Raw genomic sequence first — 13,338 nt, 5'->3', positions numbered from 1 at the left:
AGAATAGAGAATTATGACGAAAAAGAAACTGACGCTTTTTGTCGATGCAGACGCATGTCCTGTCCCAATTAAAGAAGAGATCGTATCTTTTCAACCAGCACTTATGAATGCTGAAATTGTTTTTGTAGCTTCATATGCTCATATGAGCACAACGTTCCAAAGTGCAAGGTGGGTTATGGTAGACTCAGAAAAAGAAGAAGCAGATCTTTACATTCATCGCCATGTTACAAAGGGAGATATCGCCATTACACAGGATTATGGACTGGCAAGTCTTCTTTTACCAAAAGGCGTTTTTATTCTGTCCCCAAGAGGGAAAACGTACACAGAAGAGAACATTTCCACTCTTCTACATACGCGGTATCTAGCTTCAAAAAGTAGACGTGCTGGCAAACATACGAAAGGACCAAGGAAGTTTACGAACGAGGATCGTGAAAACTTTCGTAAAGAATTTATTAAAATTTTGTCGAAATATGAAGGAGATTATTTCTGTTTATCGAAACTATAAAAGCCTGTTGGTGATAAATGATGAGTGGCAGAATCCCAGAAGAAAAAATTGAAGCGATTCGCCGTTCCACAGATATTGTGGATGTAGTAAGTGATTATGTCCAACTGAAGAAGCAAGGCAGAAGCTTTTTTGGACTTTGTCCATTTCATGGAGAAAGTACACCTTCTTTTTCGGTAGCTCCTGATAAACAAATCTATCATTGCTTTGGATGTGGAACAGGTGGAAATGCCTTCTCATTCCTAATGGAGATCGAAGGATACAATTTCATAGAAGCTGTTCAAATTTTAGGACAAAGAGCTGGTATCGAGCTACCTGAAATCAATAGTGATCATCAATCGAGCTCCAAGGCTTCATCCGATAAAGATGTCATGTTAAAAGCACATGATTTTCTAGGTAAACTGTATAATTATTGCATGCTTAACACTTCGGAAGGGAATCAGGCTAAAGAGTACCTTGAGAAGCGTGGTTTTACAAAAGAAATGATTGAGAAATTTCAACTAGGGTTTGCACCTGAATCGTGGGACTACGCTACGAATTATTTAACCAAAAGAAATTACCCTCTTTCGAAGGTCGCGGATGCAGGTCTTCTCTCAAGAAGGGAGTTTGATGGAAAATACTTTGACCGTTTTCGAAATCGAATCATGTTTCCAATTTGGGATGCGAAAGGTAGAACGGTCGCATTCGGAGGGAGAATCGTTGGAAGTGGTGAGCCAAAGTATCTTAATAGCCCAGAGACTCCTATTTTTCAAAAGGGAAAGATGCTTTATGGTTTCCATCTGTCACGTTCTTCAATTCGTATGAAAGATCAAGCAATCCTTCTCGAAGGTTATGTTGACGTGATTAGTGCTTACGGGAATGGGGTAGAAAATGTTGTAGCGAGTCTTGGTACTGCTTTAACAAAAGAACAAGCACGTTTGATTCGTAGGCAAACTGATTCAGCAATCATCTGCTACGATTCAGATAAAGCGGGTATAAGTGCAGCGTTAAGAGCAGCCGAAGAGCTTCAAGAAGCTGGCTGTTACGTAAGGATTGCCAAAATGCCTGATGGTCTTGATCCCGATGACTATATCCAGAAATACGGTGGAGATCGTTTTGAAAAGGATGTAATAGGGGCAGCGCCAACTGTAATGGCTTTTAAAATGGAGTTTTTCAGAACTGGAAAAAACCTATCGGATGAAGGAGAACGAATCCGCTATATCGAAGAAGTACTCAGAGAAATAAGCGGACTGACAAAAGCTGTTGAACGGGATCACTATCTTAGACAGCTATCACAAGAGTTCTCGCTTTCGCTTGATGCTTTAAAACAGCAAGCGGCCCAATTTTATAAGGAGAGGAAGAATAAGAAGGATAATGCCCCTCCTAAAAGGGATAATAATGCTAGGAAAAATTTCTATGTGAAGAAAAAACTTCTGCCCGCGTTTCATAATGCAGAACGTATCTTACTTGCTTACATGATGCGTGATCTGGATGTAGCTGAAAAAGTTCAGGAAGAAGTTGGCGGTTCGTTCAATATTGACGAGCATAGTGCGATTGCAGCGTATTTATATAGCTTCTATGCTGCAGGCCATGAGGCAGATATCAGTCACTTTATGGAACAGCTCACTGATTCAAACCTTGTAAAGATTGCTTCTGAGCTTGCTATGATGGATTTAAATGACGACGTGTCGGATAAAGAGTTACAAGATTACATTCGACAGGTGTTAATTTATCCAGAATGGATAAAGATAGAAGAGAAAGAAAAAGAGAAAAAAGAAGCTGAATCCAAACAAGATTTTGTACAGGCAGCAAAAATCGCTATGGAAATTCTTGAGATGAAAAAGAACCTTAAAAATTCATCTTAAGCTTACGAATAATTGATGTGTTGAGATGTATGGAAGGAGGGGATCGAATGGCTGAGAAACCTACACGCCAGCCGGCGGAAGGTGAATTAACCATCGATCAAGTAAAAGAGCAGTTAGTAGAGCTTGGAAAGAAGACAAGCTTGATTACTTACTCTACGATCGTTGAACGGTTATCGCCGTTTGAGCAAGATTCAGACCAAATGGATGAATTTTTTGAGTACTTGGAGGAACAGGGTATTGAAGTTATTGAAGACAATACAGATAACCCTTCTCCGCAAGAAGTTCAAAAAGAAGAAGAGTTCGATTTAAACGACCTGAGTGTACCACCGGGTGTTAAGATAAATGACCCAGTACGTATGTACCTTAAGGAAATCGGTCGTGTAGACTTGCTATCAGCAGATGAGGAGATCAACCTTGCTCAACGTATTGAAGAAGGCGATGAGGAAGCGAAACGTCGTCTAGCTGAAGCAAACCTTCGACTTGTGGTAAGTATCGCAAAGCGATATGTCGGAAGAGGTATGCTGTTCCTTGATTTAATTCAAGAAGGAAACATGGGACTAATCAAAGCCGTTGAAAAGTTTGACTATCGTAAGGGTTATAAATTTAGTACGTATGCAACTTGGTGGATCCGTCAAGCCATCACTCGTGCGATTGCCGATCAGGCTAGAACGATACGTATCCCGGTTCACATGGTTGAAACGATCAACAAACTGATTCGAGTACAACGTCAACTTCTACAGGATCTCGGTAGAGAACCATCACCTGAAGAGATCGGTAAAGAAATGGAGCTTTCACCTGACAAAGTTCGCGAAATCTTAAAGATTGCTCAAGAGCCAGTATCTCTTGAGACACCGATCGGAGAAGAGGACGACTCTCATCTCGGTGACTTTATCGAAGACCAGGATGCTTTAGCGCCATCAGATGCCGCTGCTTATGAACTATTAAAAGAGCAGCTTGAAGACGTATTAGATACTCTTACTGATCGTGAAGAAAACGTACTTCGACTTCGCTTTGGACTAGACGATGGCCGAACAAGAACGTTAGAAGAAGTAGGACGCGTTTTCGGCGTTACACGTGAAAGAATTCGTCAAATTGAAGCAAAAGCGCTACGTAAGCTTCGCCATCCTAGCAGAAGTAAGCGCCTAAAGGATTTCTTAGAATAGAATAATCAGTAAAACTCTCTGGCTGTTTAACTACAGCAGGGAGTTTTTTTATTCTAGCTAAATTCTCCTAGCTAAAGATACATTTCTTGTCATTTATTTTACTGATTTTTCATTCGATTTGCAAATCCACATTTCGGTTAAAAAATTATGGAACCTTCTGTAGCAACCAAAAACCTAAGGAATTAACGAAAAATTAACATTGCATAATTATTTTATTTTTTTAAATGTTGAAAAAACAAAACATAAACGAGATAATAAAATGTAAGCGTATTCAAATAGTGTTTTAACAGGAGGTTCTTTAGCATGCATTTTGACTTAACAGAAGAACAGAAGATGATTCAAAAAATGATTCGTGAATTTGCAGATGAAGTGGTTGCTCCAGATGCAGAAAAGCGTGACAAAGAGAAAAAGTTTCCTTTAGAAATTTTTAAGCAACTGGGTGACCTTGGAATCATGGGCTTACCGTTCCCTGAAGAGTATGGCGGTGGAGGAGCAGATACGATTAGCTTTGCGATCGTTGTAGAAGAATTAAGCCGTGCTTGCGGATCAACGGGTATCACTTATTCAGCTCATGTGTCTCTAGGTGGCGCTCCATTAAACCTTTTTGGAACTGAGGAACAAAAACAGAAGTATCTTGCGCCGATCTGTTCAGGTGAATCTTTAGGAGCTTTCGGTTTAACAGAACCTAACGCAGGGTCTGATGCTGGGGGAACAGAGACAGAGGCCTATCTCGAAAATGGTGAATGGGTGATCAACGGCAGCAAATGTTATATCACCAACGCATCATATGCGAAGCATCTCGCTTTAACAGCAATCACAGATCGTAAAGATGGACAGAAGGAGATTAGTGCAATAATCTCGCCAACTGATGCTAAAGGGTTCAGAGTAATCGATAATTATGAAAAGCTCGGTCTTCATTCTTCTAACACAACAGAATTAGTTATGGAAGATGTGAGAGTGCCTGAAGAAAACCTTTTAGGAAAGCGTGGGGACGGTTTTAAGCAGTTTTTAATTACATTAGATGGTGGACGTATCGGCATCGGCGCGATGGCCGTAGGGATAGCTCAGGCGGCATACGAGAAGGCGTTGCAGTATGCGAACGAGAGAAAACAATTTGGACGTCCAATCTCTAAGTTTCAAGCGATTCAATTTAAGCTAGCTGATATGGCGATGAAGATTGAACTTGCCAGAAACATGGTGCACAAAGCTGCATGGTTAAAAGACCAAGGAAAACGATTTACAAAAGAGGCATCGATATGTAAGCTTTACGCATCCGAAATTTGTATGGAGGTCTGCGATCAAGCTGTTCAAATACACGGTGGTAATGGATACATGAGAGATTATCATGTTGAAAGGTACTTTAGAGATGCTAAGCTGCTAGAAATTGGTGAGGGAACTTCCGAGATTCAACGTACGATTATTGCTCGAGAAATTGGCTGTTAAACTGAACGAGCGCTCGGTTAGAATAAACGATAGGAGTGAGTGTATGTCGGAACTGCTTCATGAAACGATTGGTGAAATGCTTGAACGCCAAGTTGAACGTTATCACAGCAGGGAAGCTGTGGTTTATTCAAAAGAGGGATTACGCTATACGTTTAAAGAATTTAATGAGGAAGTTGACCGCACTGCCAAGGCTCTCATGAACCTTGGCGTTGAGAAAGGTGAGCATGTGGCAGTATGGGCGACAAATGTTCCGGAATGGCTTCTACTTCAATTCGCGACGGCAAAGGTTGGTGCAGTCCTTGTAACAGTCAATACAAACTACCAGAGTACCGAATTGGAGTATGTGTTAAAGCAGTCCGATGCTACAAGGCTATTCTTGATAAACGGGTTTAAAGGCACGTCCTACCCTGAAGCATTCCTTAGTCTTTTGAAACGTGACGATAAGATAGTGAATGGTAGTTGTGCAATAGGAGCACTGCCCCATCTAACAGATGTGGTATACATTGGATCTGACCGTTATGAGCAATTCAAATCTTGGCATGCTTTTGTGGACGGATATAAGAACATTCCGGAAAATCAGCTGCAAGAACGAAAAGAGAGCCTTACTCCTGATGAAGTGATCAATATGCAATATACATCTGGTACGACTGGGTTTCCGAAAGGTGTTATGCTCACGCACGCCAACATCCTGAACAATGGCTATCATATAGGACAATGCATGGAGCTTTCAGAAAAAGATCGCTTGTGCATTCCTGTTCCTTTCTTTCATTGTTTCGGCTGCGTACTAGGCACCTTAGCAGCATTCTCTTCAGGAGCATCAATTTTCCCAATAGTAGAATTTGACCCTGAACAAGTACTTGAAACGGTGGAGAAAGAAAAATGCACTGCCCTTCATGGAGTACCTACGATGTTTATATCTGAATTGAACCTTCCATCGTTTAGTAAATATGATCTGAAAACGTTAAGAACGGGAATAATGGCAGGTAGTCCATGTCCGATCGAAGTCATGAAGAAGGTCATGGATGAAATGAATATGGCTGAAATTACGATTGCATATGGGCAGACAGAAGCATCTCCTGTTATTACTCAAACTAGAACGAACGATCCAGTGGATTATCGAGTGAATTCAGTTGGTAAAGCTCTACCGGAAGTGGAAGTTAAGATTGTTGATCCGGTTACAGGAAATGACGTAGGAACAAATGTAACGGGCGAACTGTGTACAAGAGGGTATCACGTCATGAAAGGCTATTACAAAATGCCTGATGAAACTCGAGAAGCCGTTGATAATGAAGGTTGGTTACATACAGGAGACCTAGCTGAAATGGACGAGGAAGGATATGTGAAAATCACAGGCCGTTTAAAAGACATGATTATCCGCGGTGGAGAAAATGTTTATCCTCGTGAAATCGAAGAGTTTTTATACACACATCCAGCCGTTCTGGATGTTCAAGTAATCGGGATACCTGATGAGAAGTATGGCGAGAAGGTCGTTGCATGTATTCAGAAAAAAGAAGGGCACGACCTAACAGAAGCCGATATTCTGGAGTATTGTCAGAATAAGATAGCGAGATATAAAACGCCAGCACATGTTTTCTTTATCGATCACTATCCGATGACGGCATCTGGGAAAATTCAAAAATATCGCCTTCGTGAGACGGCAGTGAAATGGGTAGAGCAAAACACTGGAGTATAACCCACTTGATGCACCAGCTCAATTGCTGGTGTATTTTGTTTTATGAAGAATATTTGCTATGATAGAACAAGGTTAAACAAAGATTGACAAATATGTGATTTGCCACCGTTCCCCTTTTCTTTCATAGCGTTTTCAAGTAAAATATATAATGATTTGTTTACTCTTACATATTTGGGGAAAACTACATCAGCGAATCGGTACAAGGAGGAAAAAAAATGAAAAAGAATCCGCTTATTCCATTTGCATGGACAGCAGTCATCGGATTTATTCTCATTATTGGCGTTTCTTTTTGGGCAATGCAACAGGGAGGCGAAGAAGAAGCTTCTGGAGGAAAAGAAGGACAGAAAGCTGAAGCAGCCGCTCCTGAAGAGATCTATTCTCAGAACTGTGCATCCTGTCATGGTGGAGACCTTGGAGGACAAGTTGGCCCAGCATTAAATGCAGTGGGTAGTAAATTATCCAAGGATGAAATCCTTGATATTATCAACAATGGTAAAGGCTCTGGTATGCCTGCCGGTCTAATTCAAGGAGAACAAGCAGAAGCTGTAGCCCAGTGGCTTTCTGAGAAGAAATAAGATGTGTATTGAAGCTTTCTGTGCAAACAGAAGGCTTTTCTATTTGTTAAGAGCGAAATTGGTATGAAGGTGTAAACTGATGACTCTTAAGGGAAACATATAGTGAAAATCTAATAAGTAGTGGTGACATAATGAACGATAAACTATTATCAGAGCGTTTGAAAATGGTAGCGAGTTTTGTACCAGAGGCTAGTTCAGTTGCAGATATAGGCTCAGATCATGCATACTTGCCTTGTTATTTAATGAATCAACGAAGAATTTCCCATGCGATAGCTGGGGAAGTGAATGAAGGTCCTTTTCAATCTGCTGTTAATCAAGTGAAACGAAGTGGCTTTACAGGAACGATATCAGTAAGAAAAGGAAATGGGCTAGAAGTTTTAGAACCGCGTGAAGTAGATGTTATTACGATTGCAGGTATGGGAGGGCAACTGATTCGAAATATTCTTCTTGAGGGAATAGAAAAGTTAGAGGGTGTTTCTCGACTTATTTTGCAGCCAAATGTTGCTGCTCACCTTTTAAGAGAACGACTTGCAGATTTGGGATGGGAATTAGTAGACGAACGTATTCTCGAAGAAGATAAGAAGATCTATGAAGTTCTCGTTTTTGACCGCGGTGACGGTAACAAACCATATCAAGATTTAAGTGAGCGTGAACGTGCCAAAGCACTGCTATTCGGACCGATGCTTACTCTAGAGAGGAATCAGGCGTTCGTAAAAAAATGGAGCCATGAACTAGATAAAAGAGAACGAATTCTACGTTCTATGGAAAACTCTGATGCTACATCTGAAAAAGAAGTGCAAGTGAAAGATGAAATCCAATTAATTAAGGAGGTCATTTCATGAGTAAACAAGCTTCAGGACAAGCGATCATCCAAGAATTCGAATCTTGGTCAAAAAAGAAATATGCGGAAGACGGTGATCCGATAGGCCTGCAGGTTGGCGGTCTTAATAAAAAGATTAATAAGGTTATGACGACGCTTGATGTACTGCCGACAGTAGTTGAAGAAGCGATTCGTGAAGAGGTAGACTTAATCATCGCCCATCATCCTATCCTCTATAAACCGCTTAAGAAAATCAACTTGGATACTGAACAAGGAAAGATGATTGAACAGCTTATCAAACATGATATTACCGTTTATGCAGCTCATACAAACTTAGATGTTGCACCAGGTGGAGTGAACGATATGCTAGCGGAAGCGCTAGGGCTAATAAATACACAAGTACTTGTAAACACGTTCAAAGAGCCTTATAAGAAAATCGCAGTTTTTGTGCCGGCAACACATGAAGCAGAAGTTCGAGAAGCCCTTGGTCAAGCGGGTGCAGGGTTTATCGGTGGGTATAGCAACTGCACATTCAGTTCTGAAGGGACTGGCAGGTTCAAACCAACGGAAGGTACGAACCCATATATAGGTGAACAGGGCAAGATCGAGTCTGTAAATGAAGTGAAGGTAGAAAGCATCTTTCCTGCTGGTGAACAGACAAAGGTTTTGAGAGCAGTTTTAAAGGCACACCCTTATGAAGAAGTAGCGTATGATATTTACCCAATCGAGAATGAAGCAAAATCATATGGCCTAGGGCGTGTTGGTTATTTGGAAGATGAAATGACTCTTGAAGCCTTTGCTCAAATGACCAAAGACCAGTTAGGTTCTAAAGGTGTGAGGATAGTAGGCGACCTTTCTTCAACGGTGAAAAAAGTTGCCGTGCTCGGCGGTGATGGCAATAAGTTTATCAGTGCAGCACGATTTAGTGGAGCGGATGTGTTTGTTTCTGGAGATATTTATTACCATGTCGCACATGATGCGATGATGGAAGGATTGCAGATCGTCGATGCAGGTCATAATATCGAGAAAATTATGATCGAAGGAGTTAGGAAGAAGCTTCAATCGTTAATGGATGATAAAAAGTATTCGACTGAAGTAATAGGATCAGCAGTAGATACGGACCCATTCAAATTTAGATAAAAAAAGATTCCGTCCATGACGGAATCTTTTTTGTTTATTTCTTTACTTTTACTTTTGGAAGAATCTTTGAAGACGGAACATTTCGTTCTCTTCCCCAAGTTTCTGGGTTCTCTGCATCGTATTGATCTAAGAAACGAATGACTTCTTTTGTAATAGGTGTCGGAGTAGATGCACCAGCAGTAACTCCTACTGTTTCAACGCCATCGAGCCACTCTAACTGTATTTCAGTTACATCAGCAATTCTGTATGCTGGTGTGCCGGCAACTTCGATAGAAACCTGTGCTAATCGATTAGAGTTGTTACTCTTTGGATCTCCGACTACAAGCAATAGGTCTGTGTCACCAGCTTGTTCAGCTACCGCTTCCTGTCGAACCTGTGTTGCGTTGCATATCTCATTATGAATAACAGCATGAGGATATTTTTCCATGGATCTTTCCATGATTTCTTGAACATCCCATTGACTCATTGTCGTTTGGTTTGTAATGATGATGCGTTCTGAGTCGATGTTAAGATCATCCACTTCTTCTGGTTTCTCGACCAGGTGAACGATATCAGGAGCGATTCCCATAGCACCTTCAGGCTCAGGGTGTCCTTTTTTACCTATATAAATGACATGATAGCCTTCTTCTTTTTTCTCACGGATTAAATCATGAGTTACTGTGACGTCAGGGCATGTAGCATCAAGTACGGTAAGCCCCTTTTCTTCAGCAAGCTCTCTTACTTGTGGAGACACACCGTGCGCAGTGAAAATAACAGTTCCTTTATCGACCTGTTTAAGAATCTCCATGCGGTTAGGACCATCGAGCGTGATGATTCCTTCATCTTCAAACGCATCTGTAACGTGTTTATTATGAACAATCATGCCGAGAATGAAAATTGGCCTTGGTAATGTTTTATCCATTGCTGCGTTGCGAGCGATGACCATAGCATCGACTACACCATAGCAGTATCCTCTAGGTGAAATTTTCTTTACGTTCATCGAGTACCTCCTCAATCCAGATGGATTGTCGTATAACCTATCTTTGGTTAATTATAAAGCAGATTGAGGCATATCTCAATGAATTGACGTTAAACGTATAGTTTTGGCTTGGATTTGCTTGTATGATTTATATTCGCTTTTGAACTGCTTTTCGTACTCTTTTTCTTAGCTTTTGGGGGTGGTGCCTTCTTAGTTACATTGCTAACTTCTTCATTCGATTCTGTTTCTTCACTAACGTCGGTTTCTTCATCTTCTGTACTAGAAGAGTTTTTATATTCTTTAAATAAAGCAATCATTTCGGGCAGTTGTTTTACCATCGGACCATATTGTTGGACCATCGGTTTGATCGTATCTGCAGCTTGCATGACCTTTTGGACATTTTGTACCATACCCATCATGTCCATTCCGCCCTGCGAGCTTCCCTGTAATAAGTTCGTAAGCATACCACCAGCTCGTTCTGCTCCTCCAAAACCGCCGGCTTGCATACCTTGAAAAGATCCAGGAGGCATTGGAAGTGATTGAGTTGAACCTCCGCCTCCGCCTAACAGTCTAGATAGGAGCCCGCCCACTCCGGATTGAGTAGGTTGAGGAACGGTAGGACCTGGTGCTCCTCCAAATCCACCGGAGAATGGAAAACCCATCCCCGAACCTAAACCACCTGGAGGGGAGGGAGGGAATTGATTCATATGTTGTCCTCCTTTCCATAAGGTGACCATTGTATATTCTGATTAATAATAAGATATGCTGATAAAATTTGAAGGTGTGGGAACTTGAGATAATGGGCATGACAGAAGTAAGAAGGTTTGTATACACCAGTAGTATGTATGGCGTATTTGTCTAATCTGGTCTATAATACAAGGTGGATTAATGGATGGAGGAAAGATAATGAAACAACTTTTTAATAGATTAGAACTTAAACCGTTTTTAATCAAATCACTCGAACAACAAAATTTCACAAGGCCAACAGAAATTCAAGAGCGTCTTATCCCTGCGATTCGTAACGGAGAGAGTGCTATAGGACAATCCCAAACAGGATCTGGAAAGACTCTTGCTTTCTTATTGCCTTTAATTCATAGGATCGATCAAACAAATAATGAGTGTCAGGCGGTTATTACGGCACCCACACGCGAGCTTGCTAATCAAATTTATGATGAAGCAGTAAAGCTTGTGGCGACACTTCCTGAAGAAGAAGCGATTTCAATCAAACAAGCAGTTGGTGGAACAGATCGTAAACGAATGATCTCAAAGATGAAAAACACACCTCATATCGTGATCGGAACGCCAGGAAGAATTAAGGACCTCGTAGAAGAGCAGGCATTGAATGTGTATACGGCCTCGATGCTCGTTGTAGACGAAGCAGATCAAATGCTCGATATGGGCTTTATCGAAGATGTCGACTACATCGCTGCTAGGATGGCCCAGAAGCTACAGATGCTAGTATTCTCAGCTACAGTGCCACAAAGCTTACAGCCTTTCTTGAAGAAATATATGAACAACCCGAAGTTTGTTCAGGTAAATGCTGAAAAGGTGACTGCCGACAAGGTAGAGAATATTTTTGTACCTGCAAAATATCGAGAAAAGAATGATGTTCTTCTAAATGTAACGAAAGCAATCAACCCTTATCTTGCGCTAGTATTTACAAATACGAAACAAACAGCGGATGAAGTAGCTGATTTCCTTATTGAAAGTGGTTACGATGTTGAGAGGCTTCATGGTGATGTACAACCTCGTCAACGTAAACAGATCATGAAGAAAATTCAACGTGCTGAATGTCAGTACGTTGTGGCTACTGATCTGGCATCACGAGGAATCGATATCAAGGGTGTCTCTCATGTTATTAACTACGAGCTACCGAAAGATTTGGATTTCTATATTCACCGAGTTGGTCGAACTGCAAGAGCAGGACTAGATGGTATCGCGTATACGCTAGCAGAACCTTCTGATCAGCAGGCGATTCAAAAATTGATCGATAAAGGAATAGACGTTATCTATAAAGAAGTGAAGAATGGGGAATGGGTTGAAACAAAACCATTAACACCAAGGAAAAAACCTACCTCTTCTAAGCCAGATGTATTCGTACCAAAGCCTAAAAAGGTCAAGCCGGGTTATAAGAAGAAGATGGAGCGCGAACGCGAGCGTCTTCAACATAAGCGCAGAAAATAACCACAAAAGCCCTCTTAACATGAGAGGGCTTTTGTTTACTTTACCTGGTAAAAGCAGCTGTGCTATCATAAAAGTTGTGTTAAGAAAGGATGAAGATATATGCTTAAGATTGGATCCCATGTCTCTATGAGTGGTGACAAGATGCTCTTAGCTGCAAGTGAAGAAGCAGCATCGTATGGAGCTACTACGTTTATGATCTATACGGGAGCTCCACAGAATACAAGAAGAAAAGCAATTGAAAAACTTAACATCGAAAAAGGAACAGCACATATGAAGGAGCACGGCATCGGAAACATCGTTGTACATGCCCCATACATTATTAATATAGGAAATACGACCAAGCCTGAAACGTTTCAACTAGGCGTAGATTTTCTTAGATCGGAAATCGAACGTACTCATGCACTTGGAGCTCGTCAAATCGTTCTACATCCTGGTGCACATGTAGGAGCGGGAGCAGAAAAAGGCATCGACAAAATTATTGAAGGGTTAAACGAAGTTCTTACTGCGGATCAAGAAGTACAAATTGCTCTTGAGACGATGGCAGGAAAAGGATCAGAGTGTGGAAGAACGTTTGATGAACTTGCAAAAATCATCGATGGTGTCACACATAACGAAAAGCTTTCAGTATGTTTCGATACGTGCCACACCCATGATGCTGGGTATGATATCGTTAATAATTTCGATGATGTTCTAGATGAATTTGATAAGATTGTGGGAATTGACCGTCTAAAAGTACTGCACGTTAATGATAGTAAGAATGAGCGTGGTTCTCACAAAGATCGACATGAAAACATCGGCTTCGGCCATATTGGCTTCGATGCTTTAAATAAAATCATTCATCACGAGCAGCTTAAAGACGTGCCAAAGATATTAGAGACACCTTATGTAGGGGAAGATAAGAAAAACAAAAAAGCTCCATATAAGCTAGAAATCGAAATGCTTCGAGCACAGAAGTTCGATGATCATCTAAAAGAGAAGCTAATGACGAAGTAACAATTAAAAAAACCGCTGAAAAA

Annotated in this window: 12 protein-coding genes; 10 read left to right on the top strand and 2 right to left on the bottom strand. The window is 41.0% G+C overall.

The features are described 5' to 3' along the window. The first annotated feature begins 13 nt into the window (after positions 1-13). The 8 genes from PFZ69_RS01810 to PFZ69_RS01775 all read left to right on the top strand — a co-directional run bounded on the left by PFZ69_RS01810 (position 14) and on the right by PFZ69_RS01775 (position 9,180). Positions 14-505, top strand: coding sequence for a YaiI/YqxD family protein (locus PFZ69_RS01810; RefSeq protein ID WP_270179319.1), 492 nt, complete (start codon positions 14-16; stop codon positions 503-505). A gap of 20 nt (positions 506-525) precedes the next feature. After that, on the top strand, positions 526-2,346 hold the full coding sequence (gene dnaG, locus PFZ69_RS01805; RefSeq protein WP_270179318.1) for a DNA primase: 1,821 nt from the start codon (positions 526-528) through the stop codon (positions 2,344-2,346). Positions 2,347-2,393: 47 nt separating this feature from the next. Further along, entirely contained in the window at positions 2,394-3,509 is a 1,116-nt protein-coding gene (rpoD, locus tag PFZ69_RS01800; RefSeq protein WP_270179317.1) for an RNA polymerase sigma factor RpoD, read from the top strand. 303 nt (positions 3,510-3,812) lie between these two features. Further along, positions 3,813-4,952, top strand: coding sequence for an acyl-CoA dehydrogenase family protein (locus PFZ69_RS01795; RefSeq protein WP_270179316.1), 1,140 nt, complete (start codon positions 3,813-3,815; stop codon positions 4,950-4,952). Between the two features lie 43 nt (positions 4,953-4,995). Next, entirely contained in the window at positions 4,996-6,645 is a 1,650-nt protein-coding gene (locus tag PFZ69_RS01790) for an AMP-binding protein (RefSeq protein ID WP_270179315.1), read from the top strand. A gap of 215 nt (positions 6,646-6,860) precedes the next feature. Next, positions 6,861-7,220 carry a cytochrome c550 gene (cccA, locus tag PFZ69_RS01785; RefSeq protein ID WP_270179314.1) on the top strand — a complete coding sequence of 120 codons (360 nt, stop codon included), beginning with the start codon at positions 6,861-6,863 and terminating at the stop codon, positions 7,218-7,220. Between the two features lie 131 nt (positions 7,221-7,351). Next, positions 7,352-8,062 (top strand): tRNA (adenine(22)-N(1))-methyltransferase, encoded by a 711-nt coding sequence (locus PFZ69_RS01780; RefSeq protein WP_270179313.1) that lies wholly within the window; start codon positions 7,352-7,354, stop codon positions 8,060-8,062. Further along, a complete protein-coding gene (locus PFZ69_RS01775) occupies positions 8,059-9,180 on the top strand; it encodes a Nif3-like dinuclear metal center hexameric protein (protein WP_270179312.1) in 1,122 nt (373 codons plus the stop codon). Before PFZ69_RS01780 ends, PFZ69_RS01775 begins: the two co-directional genes overlap by 4 nt. A gap of 34 nt (positions 9,181-9,214) precedes the next feature. Here the strand turns inward: PFZ69_RS01775 and PFZ69_RS01770 are convergent, their stop codons facing one another. Continuing rightward, a complete protein-coding gene (locus tag PFZ69_RS01770) occupies positions 9,215-10,159 on the bottom strand; it encodes a 4-hydroxy-3-methylbut-2-enyl diphosphate reductase (RefSeq protein WP_270179311.1) in 945 nt (314 codons plus the stop codon). 89 nt (positions 10,160-10,248) lie between these two features. Next, positions 10,249-10,845 (bottom strand): VrrA/YqfQ family protein, encoded by a 597-nt coding sequence (gene vrrA / locus PFZ69_RS01765; protein WP_270179310.1) that lies wholly within the window; start codon positions 10,843-10,845, stop codon positions 10,249-10,251. 199 nt (positions 10,846-11,044) lie between these two features. On the opposite strand from vrrA, the gene PFZ69_RS01760 reads away from it, so the two are divergent. Together PFZ69_RS01760 and PFZ69_RS01755 are read left to right on the top strand one after the other, a co-directional pair. After that, on the top strand, positions 11,045-12,322 hold the full coding sequence (locus PFZ69_RS01760) for a DEAD/DEAH box helicase (protein ID WP_270179309.1): 1,278 nt from the start codon (positions 11,045-11,047) through the stop codon (positions 12,320-12,322). A gap of 99 nt (positions 12,323-12,421) precedes the next feature. Continuing rightward, positions 12,422-13,315, top strand: coding sequence for a deoxyribonuclease IV (locus PFZ69_RS01755; RefSeq protein WP_270179308.1), 894 nt, complete (start codon positions 12,422-12,424; stop codon positions 13,313-13,315). Positions 13,316-13,338: the final 23 nt, after the last annotated feature.

The organism is Alkalihalobacillus sp. CinArs1 (genome assembly GCF_947387515.1).
Taxonomy (GTDB): Bacteria; Bacillota; Bacilli; order Bacillales; family Guptibacillaceae; genus Guptibacillus.
This window is presented reverse-complemented; position numbering and strand designations above follow the sequence as displayed.

Bases quoted from the DNA above. Each gene is read 5' to 3' on its own strand.
- PFZ69_RS01810 (WP_270179319.1), top strand. From the start codon at position 14: ATGACGAAAAAGAAACTGACGCTTTTTGTCGATGCAGACGCATGTCCT.
- dnaG (WP_270179318.1), top strand. From the start codon at position 526: ATGAGTGGCAGAATCCCAGAAGAAAAAATTGAAGCGATTCGCCGTTCC.
- rpoD (WP_270179317.1), top strand. From the start codon at position 2,394: ATGGCTGAGAAACCTACACGCCAGCCGGCGGAAGGTGAATTAACCATC.
- PFZ69_RS01795 (WP_270179316.1), top strand. From the start codon at position 3,813: ATGCATTTTGACTTAACAGAAGAACAGAAGATGATTCAAAAAATGATT.
- PFZ69_RS01790 (WP_270179315.1), top strand. From the start codon at position 4,996: ATGTCGGAACTGCTTCATGAAACGATTGGTGAAATGCTTGAACGCCAA.
- cccA (WP_270179314.1), top strand. From the start codon at position 6,861: ATGAAAAAGAATCCGCTTATTCCATTTGCATGGACAGCAGTCATCGGA.
- PFZ69_RS01780 (WP_270179313.1), top strand. From the start codon at position 7,352: ATGAACGATAAACTATTATCAGAGCGTTTGAAAATGGTAGCGAGTTTT.
- PFZ69_RS01775 (WP_270179312.1), top strand. From the start codon at position 8,059: ATGAGTAAACAAGCTTCAGGACAAGCGATCATCCAAGAATTCGAATCT.
- PFZ69_RS01770 (WP_270179311.1), bottom strand. From the start codon at position 10,159: ATGAACGTAAAGAAAATTTCACCTAGAGGATACTGCTATGGTGTAGTC.
- vrrA (WP_270179310.1), bottom strand. From the start codon at position 10,845: ATGAATCAATTCCCTCCCTCCCCTCCAGGTGGTTTAGGTTCGGGGATG.
- PFZ69_RS01760 (WP_270179309.1), top strand. From the start codon at position 11,045: ATGAAACAACTTTTTAATAGATTAGAACTTAAACCGTTTTTAATCAAA.
- PFZ69_RS01755 (WP_270179308.1), top strand. From the start codon at position 12,422: ATGCTTAAGATTGGATCCCATGTCTCTATGAGTGGTGACAAGATGCTC.